The 21264-nt window shown below is 65.3% G+C and carries 19 protein-coding genes; 12 read left to right on the forward strand and 7 right to left on the reverse strand.

The window, feature by feature from the left end; all coding sequences use genetic code 11:
• The first annotated feature begins 22 nt into the window (after positions 1-22).
• The gene (gene metF / locus KJP30_RS06920; RefSeq protein WP_218448237.1) at positions 23-892 is read left to right on the forward strand and encodes a methylenetetrahydrofolate reductase [NAD(P)H]; all 870 of its coding nucleotides are present in this window, start codon (positions 23-25) and stop codon (positions 890-892) included.
• 81 nt (positions 893-973) lie between these two features.
• Here metF and KJP30_RS06925 read toward each other — a convergent pair whose 3' ends face one another.
• The 5 genes from KJP30_RS06925 to KJP30_RS06945 are packed head-to-tail and all read right to left on the reverse strand — an operon-like array spanning position 974 to position 7513.
• The gene (locus KJP30_RS06925; protein ID WP_218448238.1) at positions 974-2131 is read right to left on the reverse strand and encodes a Gfo/Idh/MocA family protein; all 1158 of its coding nucleotides are present in this window, start codon (positions 2129-2131) and stop codon (positions 974-976) included.
• A 23-nt stretch (positions 2132-2154) separates the two neighbouring features.
• Complete coding sequence (locus KJP30_RS06930; RefSeq protein WP_218448239.1) at positions 2155-3255, reverse strand: Gfo/Idh/MocA family protein; 1101 nt, start codon at positions 3253-3255, stop codon at positions 2155-2157.
• 60 nt (positions 3256-3315) lie between these two features.
• On the reverse strand, positions 3316-4227 hold the full coding sequence (gene bcoG / locus KJP30_RS06935) for a 3-dehydrocarnitine:acetyl-CoA trimethylamine transferase BcoG (protein WP_218448240.1): 912 nt from the start codon (positions 4225-4227) through the stop codon (positions 3316-3318).
• Positions 4217-6304, reverse strand: coding sequence for an acetate--CoA ligase family protein (locus KJP30_RS06940; protein ID WP_218448241.1), 2088 nt, complete (start codon positions 6302-6304; stop codon positions 4217-4219). Before KJP30_RS06940 ends, bcoG begins: the two co-directional genes overlap by 11 nt.
• 48 nt (positions 6305-6352) lie before the next feature.
• Positions 6353-7513, reverse strand: a complete 1161-nt coding sequence (locus tag KJP30_RS06945; RefSeq protein ID WP_218448242.1) for an acyl-CoA dehydrogenase family protein — start codon at positions 7511-7513, stop codon at positions 6353-6355.
• Positions 7514-7568: 55 nt separating this feature from the next.
• On the opposite strand from KJP30_RS06945, the gene KJP30_RS06950 reads away from it, so the two are divergent.
• From KJP30_RS06950 to KJP30_RS06965, 4 genes are all read left to right on the forward strand, one after another.
• The gene (locus KJP30_RS06950) at positions 7569-8522 is read left to right on the forward strand and encodes a GlxA family transcriptional regulator (RefSeq protein ID WP_218448243.1); all 954 of its coding nucleotides are present in this window, start codon (positions 7569-7571) and stop codon (positions 8520-8522) included.
• A 92-nt stretch (positions 8523-8614) separates the two neighbouring features.
• On the forward strand, positions 8615-9457 hold the full coding sequence (locus KJP30_RS06955) for a transketolase (protein ID WP_218448244.1): 843 nt from the start codon (positions 8615-8617) through the stop codon (positions 9455-9457).
• 15 nt (positions 9458-9472) lie between these two features.
• Positions 9473-10528, forward strand: a complete 1056-nt coding sequence (locus tag KJP30_RS06960; RefSeq protein ID WP_218448245.1) for a transketolase family protein — start codon at positions 9473-9475, stop codon at positions 10526-10528.
• Positions 10529-10621: 93 nt separating this feature from the next.
• A complete protein-coding gene (locus tag KJP30_RS06965; protein ID WP_218448246.1) occupies positions 10622-11374 on the forward strand; it encodes an SDR family NAD(P)-dependent oxidoreductase in 753 nt (250 codons plus the stop codon).
• A gap of 50 nt (positions 11375-11424) precedes the next feature.
• Here the strand turns inward: KJP30_RS06965 and KJP30_RS06970 are convergent, their stop codons facing one another.
• The gene (locus KJP30_RS06970; protein WP_218448247.1) at positions 11425-12270 is read right to left on the reverse strand and encodes a fumarylacetoacetate hydrolase family protein; all 846 of its coding nucleotides are present in this window, start codon (positions 12268-12270) and stop codon (positions 11425-11427) included.
• Positions 12271-12313: 43 nt separating this feature from the next.
• Positions 12314-12997, reverse strand: a complete 684-nt coding sequence (locus tag KJP30_RS06975) for a GntR family transcriptional regulator (RefSeq protein ID WP_218448248.1) — start codon at positions 12995-12997, stop codon at positions 12314-12316.
• Between the two features lie 202 nt (positions 12998-13199).
• On the opposite strand from KJP30_RS06975, the gene KJP30_RS06980 reads away from it, so the two are divergent.
• The 7 genes from KJP30_RS06980 (at position 13200) to KJP30_RS07010 (ending at position 21199) form a co-directional block, all read left to right on the forward strand.
• Positions 13200-14210 (forward strand): TRAP transporter substrate-binding protein, encoded by a 1011-nt coding sequence (locus KJP30_RS06980; protein ID WP_218448249.1) that lies wholly within the window; start codon positions 13200-13202, stop codon positions 14208-14210.
• Between the two features lie 136 nt (positions 14211-14346).
• Positions 14347-15162 (forward strand): TRAP transporter small permease subunit, encoded by an 816-nt coding sequence (locus tag KJP30_RS06985; protein WP_218448250.1) that lies wholly within the window; start codon positions 14347-14349, stop codon positions 15160-15162.
• Positions 15162-16757 carry a TRAP transporter large permease gene (locus KJP30_RS06990; RefSeq protein ID WP_218448251.1) on the forward strand — a complete coding sequence of 532 codons (1596 nt, stop codon included), beginning with the start codon at positions 15162-15164 and terminating at the stop codon, positions 16755-16757. Before KJP30_RS06985 ends, KJP30_RS06990 begins: the two co-directional genes overlap by 1 nt.
• A 115-nt stretch (positions 16758-16872) precedes the next feature.
• Positions 16873-17823 carry a phytanoyl-CoA dioxygenase family protein gene (locus KJP30_RS06995; RefSeq protein WP_246594370.1) on the forward strand — a complete coding sequence of 317 codons (951 nt, stop codon included), beginning with the start codon at positions 16873-16875 and terminating at the stop codon, positions 17821-17823.
• 90 nt (positions 17824-17913) lie between these two features.
• Positions 17914-19410, forward strand: a complete 1497-nt coding sequence (locus KJP30_RS07000; protein ID WP_218448252.1) for a UxaA family hydrolase — start codon at positions 17914-17916, stop codon at positions 19408-19410.
• Complete coding sequence (locus KJP30_RS07005) at positions 19410-20480, forward strand: Gfo/Idh/MocA family oxidoreductase (RefSeq protein WP_218448253.1); 1071 nt, start codon at positions 19410-19412, stop codon at positions 20478-20480. Before KJP30_RS07000 ends, KJP30_RS07005 begins: the two co-directional genes overlap by 1 nt.
• Complete coding sequence (locus KJP30_RS07010; protein ID WP_218448254.1) at positions 20477-21199, forward strand: SDR family oxidoreductase; 723 nt, start codon at positions 20477-20479, stop codon at positions 21197-21199. Before KJP30_RS07005 ends, KJP30_RS07010 begins: the two co-directional genes overlap by 4 nt.
• Positions 21200-21264 lie beyond the last annotated feature (65 nt).

Raw genomic sequence — 21264 nt, forward strand, 5'->3', positions numbered from 1 at the left:
ACAGATCAGAGGAACTTCGCAAATGCAGCGCCCCGAAATCTCTTTCGAATTCTTCCCGCCCAAGAACATCGAGGCGACCTTTCGTCTCTGGGACGCGGTACAGGTTTTGGGACCGCTGGCGCCGCGTTTCGTTTCGGTGACCTATGGCGCGGGCGGAACCACCCGCGACCTGACCCGCGACGTGGTGGCCACGCTGCACCGCCATTCCGGCCTGAGGACGGCGGCGCATCTGACCTGCGTCAATGCCACCCGTGCCGAGACCCTGGCCATCGCCGAAGGCTTTGCCGAGGCTGGCGTAACCGACATCGTTGCCCTGCGCGGCGACCCGCCCAAAGGCGCGGCGGGCTTTGCTCAGCATCCCGACGGTTTCGCCAATTCCATCGAACTGATCGAGGCGCTGGCCCAGACCGGGCGCTTTGCGCTGCGCGTCGGTGCCTATCCCGATTGCCACCCCGAAGCCGCCAGCCAGCAGGCCAATATCGACTGGCTCAAGCGCAAACTGGACGCCGGTGCCGAAGAGGCCCTGACCCAGTTCTTCTTCGAGGCCGAGACTTTCTTCCGCTTCCGCGATGCCTGCGCCAAGGCGGGCATCGACGGCGACAAGCTGGTGCCGGGTATCCTGCCGATCGAGAACTGGAACGGCGCGCGCCGCTTTGCCGAAAGCTGCGGCACGCATATCCCGACATGGGTGTCGGACGCCTTCGAAAAGGCCCAGCGCGACGGTCGCGAGGATCTGCTGGCCACCGCCATCTGTACCGAGCTCTGCTCGGACCTGCTGGAACAGGGCGTGGACAAGCTGCATTTCTACACGCTGAACCGTCCGGAACTGACCCGCGATGTCTGTTTTGCGCTGGGCGTCACGCCCGAGGTCAATCTCGAACGGGTTGCCTGAGCGGCAGCGCCCAAAAGGACGGTGGGCGGGGCGCCTTTCGCGCCGCAGGCGCGGAACAGCGTCCGACCACCGGCCCCTTCATTACCGGAACATCGGCGGACGCGCGTCCATCCAGACGCCACCCGCCTTCCCGCTTTCGGCCACCGCGAACACCGCCGCCATGGATCGCAGGCCATCCTCGGCCCGTGGATACAGATCTGCCGCCGGATCCATGTCGCGCCCCTCCTTGCGCGCCCGGATCCCCTCGGCAAGGTCGGAATAGAGGTTGGCAAAAGCCAACGGCATCCCCTCTGCATGGCCCACTGTCACCCGGCTGGCGCGATCCGCCTCGGGCGACAGACCCGGCCCGCCACGTTCCATGACCTCCAGACGCCCGCCCAGCGGCATCCAGTACAGTTGGTTCGGCTGTTCCTGCGCCCAGCGCAGGCCGCCCTTCTCGCCAAAGACCTGCAAGGTCAGCCCGTGCTGACGCCCCAGCGCGATCGACGAGGTCCAAAGCCGCCCCGCCGCGCCACCGTCAAAGCGCAGGTTCACCTGCGCGTCATCCTCCAACACGCGGCTGTCGATACAACTCACCGTATCCGCCGAAAGCCGCGTGACCTCTTGCCCGATGACAAAGGACGCCATGTGCAGCGCATGAATCCCGCAATCGGCGAATTGCGCCGAAACGCCGGCCTGCGCCGGGTCATAGCGCCAGCGCACGCGCGGATTGTCCGCGTCAGCGGCATCGGCATGGTGCCCATGGGCGAACTCTGCCACCACCATGCGCACACGGCCCAGATCCCCCCGCGCCACCATGGCCCGCATGTGCCGCACCAGCGCATAGCCGGAATAGCCATAGTTAACCGCGCAGATACGTCCGCTCTCACGCGCGAGGCCGACGATTTCCTCACCTTCCTCCACGGTCATGGTCATGGGCTTTTCACACAGCACGTGAAACCCGGCCTCCAGATAGGCCTTGGTGATTTCGAAATGCGTCGCGTTTGGCGTGGCCACGGTGACAAGGTCGACCCGGTCGTCGCGCCCCCGCTCCCCCTCCAGCATCTCGCGCCAGTCGCCATAGGCCCGATCGGCGGCCAGCCCCAGCCGCTGACCATAGTCGCGGCCCGCCTCGGGCCGGTGGTCCAACGCCCCCGCGACAAAGTCAAAAGCCCCGTCCAGCCCCGCGCCCAACCGATGCGCCGGGCCGATCTGACTGCCTTCGCCGCCCCCGATCATGCCCCAGTTCAATCTTGCCATGCCCTGTCTCCTCCCCGGACTGCTCAAAACTCGCTGACCCGCGCCCAGCCGCCCGAAGCAACCGAAGCCCGCGCCGCCGCGATCACCCGATGCACCTCGACCCCGTCGGCAAAGCTGGGCCAGACCGGCGCGCCCCCGTCGATGGCCGCAAGGAAATCCTTGGCCTCGATGATGATCTGATCCTGATAGCCGGTGCCATGCCCCGGCCCCGGACAAAACCCGCGATAATCCGGGTGCGCCGGACCGGTCAGCACCTTGGTAAAGCCCGCCCGCTCGGCGGGGGCCGTGCCATCACAAACCCACAGCGCGTTCTGATCCTCCTGATCGAACCGCAGCGCGCCTTTGTCCCCCGTGACCTCGTAGGCATAGCCCATCTTGCGCCCCGTCGCGACGCGGCTGGCAAAGAGATGCCCGCTGGCACCACTCTCAAAGCGCAGGGTCATCAGAACCTGGTCATCATTGGTGACGGTCACGCCGTTACGCTCGGGAAAAACCGTCTCGATCATCGCGTGAACCTCGGCAATCCGCCCGCCCAGCGCCAGCGCCGCGTTCACCGGATGCGGCGCCAGATCGCCAAGACATCCGTTCGCCTCGCCCTGCGACCGCCATGGCGGCAGGATCGAGGTCAGGTGAAAATCCTCGGTATGTTCGATGCGCAGATGATGCACCCGGCCCAGTTCACCCCTGCCGATCAACTGGCGGGCAAATTGCGTCGCCGGTGTCCGGCTGTAGTTATAGGCGACCATATTCGCCACACCGGCGCGCTCCGCCGCCGCTTGCATGGCCCGCCCCTCGGTCAGGTTCAGCCCCATGGGTTTCTCGCACAGCACCGGCTTGCCCAGCGCCAGGGCCGCCTCGGCAATCTCGCGATGAGTGGATTGCGGCGAGGCGATCACCACCGCCTCGACCTCCGGGTCCGCGACCAGCGCCTGCCAGTCGCGCGCCCCGCGCTCGAACCCATAGGCCTCTGCATAGCGCGCCCCGCTCTGGGGCGAGGATCCGGCGATGCTGACCAATCGCGGTTTCAGCCGCGTTTCGAACACCGTCCCCACGGCGGCCATGGCGGCGGAATGCGCCTTGCCCATGTAGCCGCCGCCAATGATCCCGATCCCGATCCGTGGCATCGCTCCCCTCCCCTGTTAGCGCAAACCAGCCTTGCAAGCGCCAGCGGATGGGAACAAGCGCTATTTCGGCGCGCGCTTGGTCAGGCCCAGTTTTTCTCTCACCGCTGAGGGAGTCATCACCCGCGCGCCAAGATTTTCGATGATGCCCACGGCCCGATCCACCAGCTGCGCATTGGTTGCCAACACGCCCTTGTCGAGGAACAGGTTGTCTTCCAGACCCACACGCACATTGCCCCCCGCAAGGACCGAGGCAGCCACATAGGGCATCTGGTGCCGCCCCAGCGCGAAGGCGCTAAAGGTCCAGTCGTCCGGCACATTGTTCACCATGGCCATGAAGGTGTTCAGGTCATCCGGCGCGCCCCAGGGCACCCCCATGCACAGCTGCACCAGCGCGGGGCCGTCCAGCACCCCTTCCTTGACCAGTTGTTTGGCGAACCACAGATGGCCGGTGTCAAAGGCCTCGATCTCCGGCTTCACGCCCAGCGCCGTCATCCGCGCGCCCATGTCACGCAACATGCCGGGCGTATTGGTCATGACGTAATCGGCCTCGGCAAAGTTCATCGTTCCACAATCCAGCGTACAGATTTCCGGCAGGCACTCGGCCACATGGGCCACCCGCGCCTCGGCCCCGATCATGTCGGTCCCTTCCGCCTTCACCGGCAACGGTGCCTCGGTCGAGCCAAAGACGATGTCCCCGCCCATGCCCGCCGTCAGGTTCAGCACCACGTCCACCTCGGCATCGCGAATGCGTTCTGTCACCTCGCGGTACAGCGCCAGATCGCGCGAAGGCGCGCCGCTCTCCGGGTCACGCACGTGGCAATGCACCACCGCCGCACCGGCCTTGGCCGCATCGATGGCGCTGTCGGCGATCTGCTTGGGCGAGCGCGGCACGTGCGGGCTGCGGTCCTGCGTCCCGCCCGAACCAGTCACCGCGCAGGTGATAAAGACGTCCCTGTTCATCTCAAGCGGCATTGATGCCTCCCTCTGCTTGTCTCATGGTCAAACGGATCAGCGCATCCGCCGCAACCGCCCGCGTCGCGGTAGAGATCAACGGGTTGATCTCCACCTCTTCGATGTCATCCGCATGCGCCGCGACAAAAGCCTGCACCGCCTGTACGGCCGCCACAATGGCCTCCATCTCCGCGCCCGCGGCCCCGCGATAGCCCGCCAGCAAGGGCGCGATCTTCAACCGGCCCAACGCGTCGCGCACATCCTGCGCCGTGACCGGCAACAACAACACCTGCGTGTCGTCCAGAATCTCGGTCCAGACCCCGCCCGCGCCCAGCGTCAGCACAAAACCATGCGCCGGGTCGCGCAATACCCCCAGCAACAATTCCACCACCGCGCCCCCGACCATCTCCTCAACAAGATAGCCCGCCGCGTCCATGGCCTCCGCCGCCGCACGGACGGCCTCACCCGTCTCCAGGTTCAGCCGCACCGCGCCCGCCTCGCTCTTGTGAGCAAAGCCTTCGCCCTTCAGCACCACGGGAAATCCGACCCGCCCCGCAGCCGCACAGGCCTCCAGGGCCGACGACACCCGCTCGAACCCCGGCACCGCCAATCCCGCCCGCGACAGCGCCGCCTTGGCGACCGCCTCGGGCAGAACACCATCCTGTGCTTCTTCTTGGTCCAAATACTCAATTTCCGACGGCTCAGCTTCCACCAACACCGGGAGCGGGGCACAGCCGCGGCCCAGAAAGGCCGCCGCCGAAATCGCCTCCTGCGCCGCGGCCATGTCACACAGCGGCACGATCCCACGTGCCACCAGCCGTTCGGCCACCACTTCGGGCAGGGTTTCGACGATGCTGGCAAGGATCGCCATCGGCGCCTCCGCCTGCACAGCGGCCACCGCCTCGATCACCACGTCCCAATCCTCTGCCGAACAACGGTCAGCGCGGGGGAAATCCAGCACCACCACCCCAAGGCCCAGATCCTCACCCCACATCAACCCGTCGAAACAGGCCGTGGTCGCGGTCAGGTCACCCCAGATATAGGTGTGGTAATCCAACGGGTTGGCCAGCGCCACCTTGGGGCCCAGCGCCGCCCGCAGCGCCGCCTGCTGTGCGGGCACCAGCGCAGGGAATTCAATGTCGAACCCCAGCGCCGTATCCGCCATCAGGCTCGCCTCGCCGCCCGAGCACGAGGCCGACACCACCCGGTTCGACGCCAATGGCCCTGCCACATGCAGGATCTTGAGGGTCTCCAACAGTGCCGACAGCGACGACACCTGCGCCACGCCGATCCGCCGCAGAAAGGCACGCGCCCCCGCATCCGACCCGGTCAGCGAGGCTGTGTGCGACACCCCCGCCGCATTTGCCTGTTCCGAGGCCCCCAGCTTCAGCGCCACCACCCGTTTGCCCAGATCCCGCGCCCGCGCCGCCAGTACCTCGAAACCGCGTATGTCCTTGATGCCCTCGATGTACAGGCCCAGCGCCGTGATACGCTCATCCTCCAGCAAGGCCATGCCCAGCGCGCCCAGATCCACCTGCGCCTGATTGCCGACGGTCCCAAGAAAGGCAATCGGCAGCCCGCGCTTCTGCATGGTCAGGTTCAGCGCCACGTTCGAGCTTTGCGACAAGATCGCAACGCCCCGCTCGACCGGCACCATACCATGCTGGTCCGGCCACAAGGGCGCCCGGTCCAGCGCATTGACAAAGCCATAGCAGTTCGGACCAAGAACCGGCATCGCGCCCGCAGCAGACAGCAGCTCCGCCTGCAAGGCGGCGCCATCGCCCAGTTCCGCCTGCGCCTCGGCAAAGCCCGAGGCGAAACAGATCGCCCCGCCCGCGCCCCGCGCCGACAGCAGGCGCACCGCCTCGACCGTGGCCTCGCGGTTGATGCCGATAAAGGTCGCGTCGGGCACCCCGGGCAGGTCCTCCAGATGCGCAAAGGCGGGCAGCCCGCCCACGTCGGCGCGTTTCGGATGCACCGGCCAGATCGGCCCGTCGAACCCCATCTTGCGACACTCGCGGATCACATTGGCGCACCATGCCCCGCCGCCGATCACGGCAATGGAACGCGGGCGCAACAGGCGCGACATATCCGTCATCTCACATCCTCTCCAACTGCCGTAGGGCGGGATTTACCCCGCCTCGCCTCACGCTCCCAGCGGCCGAAAGATCTCGCGGCTGATGATATGGCGCTGGATCTCGCTGGTGCCGTCCCAGATCCGCTCGACCCGCGCATCACGCCAGAACCGCTCGATCGGGAAATCATCCATCAACCCCATACCGCCGAAGATCTGCAAGGTCGTATCCGTGACCCGCGCCAGCATCTCGGTTGCATAGACCTTGGCCGAGGCGATCTCGCGGTTGGCGGGCAACCCCTGGTCCAGCCGCCAGGCCCCCGACAGGGTCAGCCAGTCGGCGGCGTCGATCTCTGTCACCATGTCCGCGACCTGAAAACTGACGCCCTGGAACTTGGCGATTGCCTGCCCGAACTGCTTGCGCTGCGCCGCGTAATCCACGGCATAATCGAAACAGCGCCGCGCCCGGCCCACGGAAAAGGCGGCGACGGTCAGCCGCGTGGCGTAAAGCCATTCGTTCATCACGTCAAAACCGCCGTCGACCTGCCCCAGAACCTGCGCATCCGGCAGGCGGCAATCGGTGAATTCGAGGATGCAGTTCTTGTAGCCACGATGCGAAACCGAGTTGTAACCGTCGCGCACCTCGAACCCCGGATGCCCGCGATCCACGAGGAAACAGGTGATCCGTTTCTTGGGGCCTTTCGGTGTTTCATCCACCCCGGTTGCGATGAAGACGATAAAGAAATCCGCATGTTCCGCGCCCGAGATAAAGTGCTTGGTGCCGTTCACGACCCAATCGCCGCCCTCCCGCACCGCCGAACATTTCATCCCCCGCACATCCGAGCCCGCATCCGGTTCGGTCATGGCCAGCGCGTCCATGCGCTCGCCCCGCACGGCGGGCAGCAAATAGCGTTCGCGCTGTTCGCCTTCGCACGCCATCAGGATGTTCTGCGGACGGCCAAAGAAATGCGTCAGCGCCATGCTGCCACGGCCCAGTTCCCGCTCGACCAGCGTGAAATCAAGGTGCGACAGGCCCGCGCCGCCCACCTCTTCGGGGAAATTGCAGGCGTAGAAGCCCAGATCCAGAACCTTGCGCTTGATCTCTTCGCCTAGTTCATGCGGCACCTGCCCGCTGCGCTCGACCTCGGCCTCATGCGGATAGATCTCGTTCTCGACAAAGCTCCGCACGGTCGAAACGATCATCTCCTGTTCGTCGCTCAATCCGAACTGCATGGCACCCTCCGCTTGCGTGATGGCGCCACTAGACGGTAGATCGCAGGTCATGGATATGCAGAACGCCCCAGAAAATCCGCAGAATGCGACACGCCACGTGGCGGTCCTGTTGTTTCCGCGCTTCTCGAACCTCTGCCTTGCCAATGCGGTCGAACCGCTGCGCGCGGCGAACGCGCTGTCACGCAAACCGCTTTATTCCTGGCAATACATCGGGCTGACGCGCGAGACGCTGACCTCTTCCTCGGGGCTGCCGGTCGCGCCCGAAGAAACGCTGGCCCGCCATCCCGGCGGCGATTACCTGATGCTGCTGCCCAGCTATGACACCGAACATCTGACCACCCCTGACACGCTGCGTGCCCTGCGCGCGGCGCGGCGACGGTTTGACACGCTGGTCGGGCTGGACATGGGCAGTTGGCTTCTGGCGGCGGCGGGGCTGCTGGACGGACGGCGCGCAACCCTGCACTGGGACGAACTGGACCGCTTTGCCGAAACCTTCCCCGAGGTCGAGGCCCTGCCCGACCGCGTGGTGCAGGACGGCGACATCCTCAGTTGCGGCGGCGGCACCACGGCGCTGGAACTGATGCTGAACCTTGTCGGCCAGCACCACGGCCCGCTGCTGCGGTTGGAAACGGGCGCGCTGTTCATGCATGGCGAACGGCCCGAGCCAAAAGACCTGCCGCCCCGCCTGACCGACGATCAACTGGTCGAGGCGGCGGTCTCGATCATGCGCCGCCATGTCGAGGCTCCCCTGCCCGTCGCCGCCGTGGCGCGCCGTCTTCAGGTCACGCCCCGGGCGCTGGAACGGCGCTTTCGCGACGTTCTGGGCCGCGGCCCCGGCGCCACCTACCGCGCGCTGCGCCTGAACGCCGCGCGTCGCCTGGTGGAACAGACCCGCCTTTCGATCAGCGAAATCGCCACCCGTTGCGGATACGAGGATGCCTCTGCTCTGACCCGGGCCTTTCGCACGGCCTTTGGCGAAACGCCCCGCGACTTGCGCAAGTCGCCCTGACGTCACCTTCGGACTTGCCCGATCTGAAATAACATGTATGACAAGGTGACAAGCGACATGCACTAATATATCACCTCGGGAGGAGGAGCATCATGACCGTTCACGCGGGCTCTAACGTGAGCCTTGCGCGCCGCGCCTGGTCAATCCGGCGGCTTGCGCTGCGCATGGCAGAGGTTCAGGGACAGGGCTATATCGGTCAGGCGCTTGGCGTGGCCGATGTATTGGCCACCAGCTATTTCCACGCGCTGACCTACCGCCCCGAGGACCCTGACTGGGAAGGCCGCGACCGCTTCTACCTCTCGATCGGCCACTACGCGATTGCGCTTTATTCCGCGATGATCGAGGCTGGCATCCTGCCCGAGGATGAGCTGGAAACCTACGGCATGGACGATTCACGCATGCCCATGTCCGGCATGGCCGCCTATACCCCGGGGATGGAAATCACCGGCGGTTCGCTGGGCCATGGCCTTGGCATCGCCGTCGGTGCCGCGCTGGGACTGAAACGCAAACAGAACCCGGCTTTCGTCTACAACCTGATGTCGGACGGCGAACTGGGCGAAGGCTCCACCTGGGAGGCGGTCATGGCCGCCACATCACACCGGTTGGACAACCTGATCTGCGTCGTTGATTTCAACGACCAGCAGGCCGACGGCCCGACGACCCAGGCCCTGGCCAAAGGTGCCGAAGCCCCGAAATGGGAGGCCTTCGGCTGGCACGCCCAAGAGGTGGACGGCAATGACCTGAACGCGTTGGTCACAGCCTTCGACACAGCGCGCGCCCTCACCGATCCGCGCCCACGCGTCATCATCTGCAAGACCCAGATGTGCAAGGGCGTGCCCTTCCTCGAAGACCGCGAGATCACCCATTTCGTCCGCGTCGAACCTTCGGAATGGGCCCGCGCCATCGCCATCCTCGACGAAACCATCCCGGCCTGAGACGGAGCAGAAAAGATGCAAGAAGCCCCCATCGGCGCCCTCTCCCGCCGCAAGTCCAAATACACCGCCCGCCAGGTCCCCGTCAGCGAAAGCGGCGAACGCCTGACAACCTCCGCCATGATCGCCTCGCTGGATGCCGAGGGCCGCGAAACCGTCGCCGCGCCTTTCGGACAGGCGCTCTGCGACCTGGCAAAGACACGCGATGACATCGTCGGCCTGACCGCCGACCTGTCGAAATACACCGATCTGCATGTCTTTGCGAAAGAGCATCCCGACCGCTTTTACCAGATGGGCATGGCGGAACAGGTGATGATCTCCACCGCCGCCGGTCTGGCCCGCGAAGGGTTCACCCCATTCGCCACCACCTATGCCGTCTTTGCCTCGCGCCGCGCCTATGACTTCATCATCATGGCGATTGCCGAGGAAAACCTGCCGGTCAAAATCGTCTGTGCCCTGCCCGGGCTGACCACCGGCTACGGCCCCAGCCATCAGGCAACCGAAGACCTCGCGATTTTCCGCGGCATGCCCAACCTGACCATCGTCGATCCCTGCGACGCGACGGAAATCACCCAGGCCACACATGCCATCGCCGACCACCCCGGCCCGGTCTACATGCGCCTCCTGCGCGGCAAGGTGCCCGATGTGCTGGGCGAATACGGCTACCGGTTCAAGCTGGGCAAAGCCCAGCTGATCCACGGCGGCAACGACGTGCTCTTCATCTCCACCGGTTTCATGACCATGCGCGCACTGGACGCCGCCAAGGCGCTCAAGGCCGATGGCACCGATTGCGCGGTCCTGCACGTGCCCACGCTGAAACCGCTGGACACGGAAACCATCCGCGCCGAGGCCGCCAGAACCGGCCGCCTCGTGGTCACGCTGGAAAACCACACCATCGTCGGTGGATTGGGAGAGGCCGTCGCCGCCGATCTCATGCGCGCGGGCATCCACCCGGCCTTCCACTCCATCGCCCTGCCGGATGAATTCCTCGATGCCGGCGCCTTGCCCACGCTGCACGATCAATACGGGCTCTCGGTCAAAGCCATCACCGCCAGCGTCAAATCAAGGCTCTGACCCGCCGCTTCTTCTGTCCGAAAATATCCCGGGGAGTCGCGGCACCGCCGCGACGGGGCAGAGCCCCTCCCCGGCCAGCCACGGGAAACCACCATGCTTCTAGCGAACAAGACCGCCATCATCACCGGCGCTGCCAGCGCCCGCGGCCTCGGCAAGGCCACGGCACAGCTCTTTGCCGAACACGGCGCGCGCATCGCCGTGCTGGATCTCGACGGCGAGGCCGCCCGCGCCGCCGCAGCCGACCTGCCGGGCGAAGGCCACATCGGCCTCGCCTGCGACGTCACAAGCAAACCCCAATGCGCCGCCGCCGCGCAAACCGCGATCGACGGTTTGGGTCAGGTCGACATCCTCGTGAACAACGCCGGCATCACCCAGCCGCTGAAGCTCATGCAGATCGAACCGCAGAACTACGAGGCCGTGACCGACGTCAACCTGCGCGGCACGCTCTACATGAGCCAGGCGGTGATCCCGCATATGCGCGAGCGCAAGACCGGCAGCATCGTCAATATCTCCTCGGTCTCGGCGCAGCGCGGCGGCGGCATTTTTGGCGGACCGCATTATTCCGCCGCAAAGGCGGGTGTGCTGGGCCTGACCAAGGCCATGGCCCGCGAACTGGCCCCCGACGGCATCCGGTCAAACGCGATCTGCCCGGGCTTTATCGCCACCGACATCACCGGCGGCGCGCTGACCGACGAGATGATGGAACAGATCCTCTCGGGCATCCCCATGGGCCGCGCCGGGGCGGCCAGCGATGTGGCCGGTTGCTGCCTTTTCCTCGCCTCCGATCTCTCGGCCTATGTCACCGGCTCCGAGGTCGACGTGAACGGCGGGTCGCTGATCCACTAAAAACGCAAAAGGCCCCGCGACGGGGGCCTTTTCCTTTTCCGGGCAGGCTTTTACTCTGCCGCGACCGTGGTCTGGCGCTGCTCGCCCAGCCCTTCGACCCGCACAACCATCTCGTCACCCGGCTTCAGGAAGCGCTGCGGTTTCATGCCCATGCCCACGCCCGAGGGCGTGCCGGTGGCGATGATGTCCCCCGGTTGCAGCATCATGAATTGCGACATGTAGCTGATGATCTCGGCCACGGAAAAGATCATGTCCGACGTATCGCTGTCCTGCACCGTCTCGCCGTTCAGGTCGAGGCTCAGCTTCAGCGCCTGCGGATCCGGCACCTCGTCCGCCGTCACCAGCCAGGGGCCGGTCGGGCCGAAGGTCGGGGCCGACTTGCCCTTGACCCATTGGCCGCCGCGTTCGATCTGGAATTCGCGCTCGCTCATGTCGTTGATGACGCAATAGCCCGCCACGTGGGACAGCGCCTCCGCCTCGCTTACGTAAGAGGCCGCCTTGCCGATCACCACGCCCAGTTCGACCTCCCAGTCGGACTTGACCGAATTGCGCGGGATCACCACCGGGTCATAGGGACCGGACAGTGCCGAGGTCGCCTTTGAAAACAGGATCGGTTCCTTCGGCGGCTCCGCGCCGGTTTCGGCAGCGTGTTTGGCATAGTTCAGCCCGATGCAGAAAAAGTTCGGCACCGAGGCAAGGCACGAGCCGATGCGCCCCGGTTCCGCCACCAGCGGCAGGCTGGCGGGATCAATGGCCCGCAGCGCCTCCAGCGCCTCCAGCGAAACGGACGCACCGGCGAAATCGCTCACATGGGCCGACAGGTCGCGCACCTGTCCGTCCGCATCCAGCATCCCCGGTTTTTCCTGACCCGCCGGGCCAAATCGCAGTAGTTTCATGTCGCTCTTTATCCTTGTGTCTGAGTCTTGTCTGTCTGGTCGCTCATTGCACGGGTTCAGGCGTATCACCGCCTTCGGCCGTGCCCGAGGACTCGAAAAAATCGGCCACGTTGATCAGCAGGTGATCCAGATGCGCCTGTAAATGCGCCTGCGCCGCCGTCGCATCGCGCGCGCGCAAAGCCGCCACGATCTGTGCGTGTTGGTGCAGGACGCGGTCCCGCGATCTTTTGCGGCTGGCCGAAAGATACCGCGCCCGCCACAGCCGGGCCAGAAGCGACTGGTGCATCTCGGCCAGCACCGGATTGCCCGCCGCCTGCGCGATGGCACGGTGAAAGCTCATGTCGATCTCAAAGACCTCCAGCATGTCGAGACTGTCGTAGTCGCGTTCCATCTGCTCGGCCACGCGGGCGATCTCGTCGATCTCTTCGGCGCTGGCGCGCTCACAGGCCAGCCGGGCCGACAGAACCTCCAGCGCGGACATGACCTCGATGTTCTGAGCCACCTCTTCAAAGCTGGGCTGGGCCACAATCGGAGAGCGCGCCGGACGCAGTTGCACCAGCCCTTCCTTGGCCAGCATTCGAATCGCTTCGCGCAGCGGCGTGCGGCTGACGCCCATCTCGGCTGCATGGTCGCGTTCCTTGACCGGGGTGCCGGGTTGCAGCACGCCCCGCAATATGTCCCGCCGCAACCGAGTCGCAATCTGCTCTGGCAGTGTCTCTTCCGACATGGCGCAGTCCACCTCCCTGAATCCGCACCCTTTTTTCCGCCCCTTGGGACGAACTCTCATGAGGGAAATTTGGTATACCAAAAATCCTTGCCTGTCGACATGGCTTTGGTTAGCTTGCTTTCACGCGATGGTATACCATCCGGGGACGGGGCTTGCCCCGATAACCATACGGCGGGGGGGAGCCCGCCACAGGGAGGAACAAATGAAGAAGTTTCTGACGACGGCCGCGGCCGTTGCCATTGCTGCATCCGCGGCCAGCGCGCAGGACGTGACCCTGCGTATCCAGACCCACTATGCATCCGAGCACCCCTCGGGCGTTCTGGCAGCCCAGTTCGCCGATGACGTGCAGGTCATGTCGGGCGGCGAAATCAGCATCGAGATGTTCTACAGCTCGTCCGTCGTGGCCACGACCGAAACCTTCGACGCCGCCATCAACGGCATCCTCGACTGCGACATGACCGGCGGCGCCTACCAGACCGGCAAGAACCCGGCGTTCCAGTTCGTCGGCGACATCATGGGCGGTTACGACACCCCGTGGCAGCAGATCTCGTGGCTGTACTACGGCGGCGGTTACGACGCGGCGCAGGAACTGTACAACGCACAGGGCATGCAGCTGATCGGCTGGTGGCTCTACGGTCAGGAATCGCTGTCCTCGTCCAAGCCGATCGCCGGCCCCGACGACCTGAAGGGCTGGAAGTTCCGCTCGCCCCCGGGTCTGGAAACCGAGATTTTCACCGAAATGGGCGCCACGCCCATCGTGATGGATTTCACCGAGATCTTTACCGCGCTTGAAACCGGCATCATCGACGGCGCCGACGCATCGGGTCTCTACAACAACGTGGGTCTGGGCCTGTACGACATCGTCAAGCACGCCACCTACCCCGGCTTCCACTCGATGCCGTCGGACCACCTGGCTTGCAACCAGGCCGTCTGGGAAGGTCTGAGCGAACAGCACCGCCGCATCATCGACACCGCGATGCAAAAGCTGACGCTGCACACCGCCCTGTCGAACGAGAAGAAGAACGCCGAAGCCGCGGCTGAACTGACCGCCGCTGGCGTGACGCTTTACGACTGGTCGCCGAAGGACCGCGCGGACTTCCGCAAGGCGGCGCAGACCGCTTGGGATGGCTGGGCCGCAAAGACGCCCGAAGCAGCCGCTCTGGTGGCAAGCCACCGCGAGTACCTGACCGCACTTGGCCTCATCGCCGAGTGATCGCCGGGCTGACCGCCTCGTGACACCGCGGCGAGCCTTTCCCAAGGCTCGCCGTTTTTGTCTCTGCCCCCCGACGGGACCGCAGGGCACACGAGGGGGCAGCTGCTCCCTTTCCTCACAAATGGAGTGACCGCGCATGCAACAGGACAGCGTCTGGCTGGGTTCTCTCAGGGCCCCCGTCCGCGCCGCGATGATCGGCTTCGCCGGCCTGACCATCGCCCTCTGGGCCATTCTCGTCGTCAATCAATTCATCTCGTCCGAGGCCATCGGCATGCACGAGATGATCCGCCCCAAGGGCAAACCCATGGTGATCCTCACCCTGGCCAGCTTTGCGCTCGCGCTGTTCTTTGCCTCGCTTTACCTGAGCGACGACAAGGGCGCGATCGAACAAGACCGCACCGGTCCCTTCGACATCCTCTCACTGGTCTGTTCGCGGCTGGCCATGATGTCCATCGCCTTCATCGTGATCGTGATGTTCTACGAGGTCGTCTCGCGCTATGTCTTCAACCAGCCGACCATGTGGGCGAACGAAATGTCGCTCTGGATCGCCAGCTTCCTGTTCCTGCTGGCCGGTCTCTATGCCATGCAACAGCGCAGCCACATCCGCATCTATGTCATCTACGACATGATGCCCCGCTGGATGCAAAAGGCGGCCGACTGCGTGTCCGTCCTGCTGATCTGGGTCTTTACCTTCTGCCTTGTCTGGGGCGGCTACAATGACGCCATGCGCCGGATGCTGCGGATGGAAACCTTCGGCACCGCCTGGGATCCACCGCTGCCGGGCACCGTGAAACCGGCCATCCTCATCATCATCGTACTCGTCGCCATTCAGGCCCTGTCGAACCTGATCGCCGACTGGAACCGCGCGCCGGAACACCACAACCCGGCCGACGAAATCGACGAAACCGAGATCGAAAACATCCGCCGCACCTTGGAAGGGGACAACAAGTAATGGTCGATATCGGCACTCTCTCCCTTATCCTGCTGCTGGCGATGTTCGCGTTGCTGGCCATCGGGATGCCGCTGGGCTTTGCCTCGGCCTTTCTCGCTGTGGTCACGCTGGTCCTGAAATTCGATGTCGACATCCTGTTCCGCACATGGGGCCAGGGGCCGTTCAACGTGCTGGGCCAGGCGGTCTATCGACAGATGACGAACTACGTGCTGATATCAGTACCACTCTTCATCTTCATGGCGGCCTTGCTGGAACGATCCGGCATCGCGCGGGACATGTATTCCTCGCTCAATGTCTGGCTTAGCCGCGTGCGTGGCGGCATCGCCATCGTGACCTCGGTCATGGCTGTCATCATGGCCGCCATGTCGGGCATCATCGGCGGCGAAGTTGTCCTCCTGGGCCTGATCGCCCTGCCCCAGATGCTGCGGCTGGGGTACAACCAGAACCTCGCCATCGGCACCATCTGCGCCTCGGGCAGCCTCGGCACCATGATCCCGCCCTCGATCGTCCTGATCTTCTACGGGCTGGTGACGGAAACCTCGATCAAGGCGTTGTTCACCGCCTCCTTCCTGCCCGGCTTCATGCTGGCCAGCTTCTTCATCGTCTACATCATCATCACCACCCAGCTTTCGCCGGAAAAGGCCCCGCTGCCGCCCGAGGAACCGGGCGCGCCGAAGGGCCGTGAAAAGGGGCTGATGTTCCTCGGCTTCCTGTCGCGCTTCGGCATCTGGGTGACCGTGGTGCTGATCGGCCGCGCGCTGTTCTTCACCGTCACCGGTGTGAACGAAGTGGTCGAAGGCGTCGATCCGATCTTCCTCGGCATGGTCTCCGACCTGCCCTGGCTGGCGGGTGCGCTGGTGCTCTTCATCGTGGTGGTTTTTGTCATCGTGGGACGCGAACGCACCGCGCAGGGATGGGAGATGGGCAAGGGCCTGGTGGCGCCCATCATCGTCATCGGCGTGGTGCTCGGCTCGATCTACGGCGGCATCACCGGCATCACCGAGGCGGCGGGCATGGGCGCCGTGGCGGTCTTTGTCATCGGCCTGATGCGGCGTGAAATGACATGGGAGATCGTCTGGGACAGCCTGATGCGCACGCTGAAATCCACCGGCACGATCATCTGGGTCACCATCGGTGCCGCGGCGCTGGCCGCCGCCTACACGCTGGCCGGTGGCCCGCAATACGTGGCCAACATGATCGTCGGGTCGGACATGCCGACCATGGGCGTGATCCTGGTGATGATGGTGATCTTCCTCATCATGGGCATGTTCATGGACTGGGTCGGCATCGTGCTGCTCATCATGCCGGTCTTCCTGCCCATCGTGGTCCGCCTCCCGGCGGAAGAGATCGGCTGGCTCGGCCAAGTGGAGGCGCGCTATATCCCGATCTGGTTCGGCGTGGTCTTCTGCATGAACATGCAGGTCAGCTTCCTCTCGCCGCCCTTCGGACCCGCCGCCTTCTACCTGAAATCGGTGGCCCCGGCGCATATTTCGCTGACCGACATCTTCCGCGGCTTCCTGCCCTTCATCGCCCTGCAACTGCTGGCGCTGACGGTGCTTCTGGCATGGCCGCCCATCGTCACGATCTTCCTGTGACGTCCGGGGGACCGGCCCAGCCCGGTCCCCCATTCCCCCCTCAGGCGTCTCTTGTGTGAAATTACTCCGGGGCGCCCCAACAGGCGACGGGGCCAGCCCCCGCAGGAGCCCCGCCATGCCCCTCATGCTGACTTCCGAACAGGTCCACCAGTTCGACACCCAAGGCTACCTCGTGGTCGACAACGTGCTGGACAGCGCAACGCTTGACGCGGTCAAGGCCGAATACACAGTGCTGCTGGATCGGCTCTATGCCGGGTGGCAGGCAGAGGGGCGCGTGCCGCCGGGTGACCACCTGGATTTCTGGCAGAAACTTCTGGTCTCCTACCGCGCCGGCTGCGACTGGTTCCAGCCGATGGACATTTCGCTGCCGGGCGGAGAAATCGCCGCCGATACGCCTTTCCACTTCGGCCCCGCCGTCTTCGACATGCTGACCAACCCGCGCTTGCTGGATATGGTCGAGGACCTGCTCGGCCCCGAACTGACCTCGAACCCGATCCAGCACGTCCGCCTGAAACCGCCCGCCGACACCCTGCACGGCGACGAACTGCGCGCCCATGTCACCTCCACCGACTGGCATCAGGACCGCGCCGTCGCGCACGAAGACGGCGACCGCACACAGATGGTCACCGTCTGGCTGGCAATCTCGGATGCCACGGTGGAAAACGGCTGCCTTCAGGTGGTGCCCGGCAAACCCCGGATGTACCCGCACTGCCCCCAGAAACAGACCGCCATCGCCCCCGGCCATCTGGACATGGATCGGGCGGTCCCCCTCCCGGTCAAGGCCGGCGGCGCGGTGCTGTTCCACCCGCTCACCCCACATGCCTCGCTCGACAACCGTTCCGATGCCTTCCGGTGGAGCTTTGACATCCGCTTCAACGTCACCGGCCAGCCCACTGGCCGCGGGCATTTCCCGTCTTTCGTCGCCCGCTCGCGCAGCGCGCCGCAGACCGAAGAACGCGACTGGCGCGCATGGAAGGCAAGCTGGGAGGCCGCCCGCGCCCGCCTCGCCCCCGAACCGCATATCCCCATCCACCGCTGGTCCGCCGACAGCCCCGTCTGCGCCTGATCCCGCTTCCCTGCCTTCTTCTGTCCCCAAATATCCCGGGGGGAGCCGAAGGCGGGGGGCAGCGCCCCCCTTCAACAGCCGAGCCAAGACATGCCCCAGACCGTCCGCCTCTCCGACGCCGACAACGTCGTCACCGCCGTCACCCCGCTGGAAACCGGGCAGGACGGCGCCACCCAACTGATCCCGCGCGGCCACAAGCTTGCCACGCAGGACATCGCCAAGGGCGCGCCCGTCATCAAATACGCGCAGGTCATCGGCTACGCCGCCGAGGACATTGCCGCCGGTGCCCATGTCCACACCCACAACCTCGACTTCCGCAATGTCGATACCGAGTATGAGTTCGGCACCAACCTGCGCCCGGCCACCCCGGCCACCAAGCAGGATACCTTCATGGGCTACCGCCGCGCCTCGGGCCGCGTGGGGACGCGCAACTACATCGCGGTGCTCACCTCGGTGAATTGTTCCGCCACCGCCGCGCGCAAGATCGCCGCCCATTTCACTGACGACCGGCTGGCCGCCTATCCCAACGTCGACGGCGTCGTGGCCTTTGTGCATGGCACCGGCTGCGGCATGGCCGGTCAGGGCTCCGAAGGCTTCGAGGCGCTGCAACGGGTCATGTGGGGCTATGCCCGCAACCCCAATATCGGCGGCGTGCTGATGGCCGGTCTGGGCTGCGAGATGAACCAGATCGACTGGCTGGTCGAGGCCTATGGCCTGCAACCCGGCCCGCTGTTCCAGTCGATGAACATTCAGGACGTGGGCGGGCTGCGCAAAACCGTGGACCTGGGCATCGCCAAGATCGAAAAGATGCTGCCCGAGGTGAACAAGGCCACGCGCAGCGAATGCCCGGCATCAGAACTGATGGTGGCCCTGCAATGCGGCGGCTCGGATGCCTGGTCGGGCATCACCGCAAACCCGGCGGTGGGCTATGCCTGTGACCTGCTGGTCGCGCAGGGCGGCACCGGCGTGCTGGCCGAAACGCCCGAAATCTACGGTGCCGAACACCTGCTGACCGCCCGCGCCGTCGACCGTGCCACCGGCGAGAAACTGGTCGGCCTGATCCGCTGGTGGGAAGATTACACCGCCCGCAACAAGGGCTCGATGGACAACAACCCCTCGCCCGGCAACAAGAAAGGCGGGCTGACCACCATTCTTGAAAAAAGCCTCGGCGCGGCGGCCAAGGGCGGCACCACGCCGCTCACCGGTGTCTACAAATACGCCGAGCCGGTGACGGCAAAGGGGTTCACCTTCATGGACAGCCCCGGCTACGATCCGGCCAGCGTGACCGGCCAGATTGCCAGCGGCTGCACTCTGGTCTGTTTCACCACGGGGCGCGGCTCGGCCTTTGGCGCGAAACCCAGCCCCTCGATGAAGGTCGCCACCAACACCGAGATGTTCAACCGCATGACCGAGGACATGGACGTGAACGCCGGCACCATCCTGACCGAGGGCAAATCGGTCGAAGAAGTGGGCCGCGAGATCTATCAGATGTGGCTGCGCATGGCCTCCGGCGAACAGACCAAATCCGAGGCGCAGGGCCTGGGCGATTACGAATTTGTGCCTTGGCAGATCGGCGCGGTGATGTGATGACCGCTCCCTTACCCCTCTGCGTGATCGGCGCGGGCAGCATCGGGCGACGTCACATCGAGGTCGCCAGTGCCTCGCCTGCCATCCGCCTGACGGCGGTGGTCGAACCGCAGGCCGAAACCCGCGCCGAACTTGGCCAAGGGGGCCTGCCCGTGGTCGCCACGCTGGACGAGGTGCCAAAAGACACCCGCGCCTGCGTCATCGCCACTCCGACACCGGATCACATGCCCTCGAGCCTTGCCGCGCTGTCGCGTGGCTGGGCGGTGCTGGTGGAAAAACCCTTTGCCGATACGCTCGACAATGCCCGCAGCATGATGGCGGCTGCCGAAACCGCCGGTTTGCCGCTGATCGTCGGGCACCACCGCCGCTGTCATCCCTATGTCATGGCCATGCGCGACGCCCTGCCCCAGATCGGCCCGCTTGTGGGACTTCAGGGCTTTTGGTCGGTGCGCAAGCACGACAGCTATTTCGATGCGCCATGGCGTCGCCTGCCCGGCGCCGGACCCCTGGCCAGCAACCTCAGCCACGAGATCGACCTGCTGGGATTCTTGACGGGCCTGCCGGTCGAGGTCACGGCCCTCACCTCTTCCGCCACGCGCGGCCTGGTGATCGAGGATACCGCAGCCCTTGCCTTCCGCTTTGAAAACGGCGCGCTTGGCTCTTTCCTGATGTCGGATGCCGGGGCTTCGCCCTGGTCGTTCGAGGCGAGCTCGTCGGAAAACCCCGCCATTGCCGGATCGGATCAGGATTACCTGCGTTTCACCGGCCCCCTCGGGGCGCTAGCCTTCCCGTCGCTGACCCGCTGGGGCGCAAGCGGTCCGGGAGAGGTCGAATGGTCCAAACCGCTGAAATGTATCCCCGGACCGCAGTTTGACCGGATCGACCCGCTCCGCGCCCAGATCGACCGCTTTGCCGCTCTTTTGAATGGCGGAACGGATGATGTTCTTTGCCGTCCCGAAAACGGTTTTGCGGCGCTGGAAATGACATTGGCCACGGCTTTGTCCGGGCAGACCCACCGCCCCGTCCGACGCGGCGAGGTGCCGGGAGATTTCACTGGAGTTCTGACATGAGACTTGCAGGCAAACGCGCCTTCATCACCGCTGCCGGACAGGGCATCGGCCGCGCCATCGCCGCGGCCTACGCCCGCGAAGGCGCCGAGGTCACCGCCACCGACCTGAATGCCGACCTGCTGGAAGGGCTGACCGGAACCGCCTTCGCGCTGGACGTGACCGACAAAGCCGCGCTGACCGAGGCGATCCAGCAGGCCGCGCCGGATGTGCTGGTGAACTGCGCCGGTTTCGTGCACGCAGGCACCCTGCTCGAGGCGACGGACGAGGATTTCGACTTTGCCATGATGCTGAACGTCCGCTCGCAGTTCCATGCCATGCAGGCGGCGCTGCCGGGCATGATCGAACGCGGCGGCGGCGCCATCGTCAACATCGCCTCCATCGCGGGCAGCATCGTGGCCGCGCCCAACCGCTGCATCTATGGCACCTCCAAGGCGGCGGTGATCGGGCTGACCAAATCGGTGGCCCTTGACTACGTGACCAAGGGCATCCGGGTGAACTGCATCTGTCCCGGCACGGTCGACAGCCCCTCGCTGCACGACCGTCTGCGCGCCATGGGCGACTACGAAGAGGCGCGCCGCGCCTTCGACGCCCGCCAGCCCATGGGCCGCATCGGCACGCCGCAGGAAATCGCCCATCTTGCGGTCTACCTTGGCTCCGACGAAAGCGCCTTTACCACCGGGCAGGCCCATGTCATCGATGGCGGATGGGCGACCGGCTGATCAGGCACGCTGGTCCCTTTTTCTTCCAGTCCCCCGATTTCAACTCCGTTTTCCCCTGACCTGTC

It is taken from the genome of Antarctobacter sediminis, assembly GCF_019218285.1.
GTDB classification, from domain to species: Bacteria; Pseudomonadota; Alphaproteobacteria; order Rhodobacterales; family Rhodobacteraceae; genus Antarctobacter; species Antarctobacter sediminis.

Excerpts from the sequence above, each read along its gene's own strand:
- metF (WP_218448237.1), top strand. The coding sequence starts at position 23 with ATGCAGCGCCCCGAAATCTCTTTCGAATTCTTCCCGCCCAAGAACATC.
- KJP30_RS06925 (WP_218448238.1), bottom strand. The coding sequence starts at position 2,131 with ATGGCAAGATTGAACTGGGGCATGATCGGGGGCGGCGAAGGCAGTCAG.
- KJP30_RS06930 (WP_218448239.1), bottom strand. The coding sequence starts at position 3,255 with ATGCCACGGATCGGGATCGGGATCATTGGCGGCGGCTACATGGGCAAG.
- bcoG (WP_218448240.1), bottom strand. The coding sequence starts at position 4,227 with ATGCCGCTTGAGATGAACAGGGACGTCTTTATCACCTGCGCGGTGACT.
- KJP30_RS06940 (WP_218448241.1), bottom strand. The coding sequence starts at position 6,304 with ATGACGGATATGTCGCGCCTGTTGCGCCCGCGTTCCATTGCCGTGATC.
- KJP30_RS06945 (WP_218448242.1), bottom strand. The coding sequence starts at position 7,513 with ATGCAGTTCGGATTGAGCGACGAACAGGAGATGATCGTTTCGACCGTG.
- KJP30_RS06950 (WP_218448243.1), top strand. The coding sequence starts at position 7,569 with ATGCAGAACGCCCCAGAAAATCCGCAGAATGCGACACGCCACGTGGCG.
- KJP30_RS06955 (WP_218448244.1), top strand. The coding sequence starts at position 8,615 with ATGACCGTTCACGCGGGCTCTAACGTGAGCCTTGCGCGCCGCGCCTGG.
- KJP30_RS06960 (WP_218448245.1), top strand. The coding sequence starts at position 9,473 with ATGCAAGAAGCCCCCATCGGCGCCCTCTCCCGCCGCAAGTCCAAATAC.
- KJP30_RS06965 (WP_218448246.1), top strand. The coding sequence starts at position 10,622 with ATGCTTCTAGCGAACAAGACCGCCATCATCACCGGCGCTGCCAGCGCC.
- KJP30_RS06970 (WP_218448247.1), bottom strand. The coding sequence starts at position 12,270 with ATGAAACTACTGCGATTTGGCCCGGCGGGTCAGGAAAAACCGGGGATG.
- KJP30_RS06975 (WP_218448248.1), bottom strand. The coding sequence starts at position 12,997 with ATGTCGGAAGAGACACTGCCAGAGCAGATTGCGACTCGGTTGCGGCGG.
- KJP30_RS06980 (WP_218448249.1), top strand. The coding sequence starts at position 13,200 with ATGAAGAAGTTTCTGACGACGGCCGCGGCCGTTGCCATTGCTGCATCC.
- KJP30_RS06985 (WP_218448250.1), top strand. The coding sequence starts at position 14,347 with ATGCAACAGGACAGCGTCTGGCTGGGTTCTCTCAGGGCCCCCGTCCGC.
- KJP30_RS06990 (WP_218448251.1), top strand. The coding sequence starts at position 15,162 with ATGGTCGATATCGGCACTCTCTCCCTTATCCTGCTGCTGGCGATGTTC.
- KJP30_RS06995 (WP_246594370.1), top strand. The coding sequence starts at position 16,873 with ATGCCCCTCATGCTGACTTCCGAACAGGTCCACCAGTTCGACACCCAA.
- KJP30_RS07000 (WP_218448252.1), top strand. The coding sequence starts at position 17,914 with ATGCCCCAGACCGTCCGCCTCTCCGACGCCGACAACGTCGTCACCGCC.
- KJP30_RS07005 (WP_218448253.1), top strand. The coding sequence starts at position 19,410 with ATGACCGCTCCCTTACCCCTCTGCGTGATCGGCGCGGGCAGCATCGGG.
- KJP30_RS07010 (WP_218448254.1), top strand. The coding sequence starts at position 20,477 with ATGAGACTTGCAGGCAAACGCGCCTTCATCACCGCTGCCGGACAGGGC.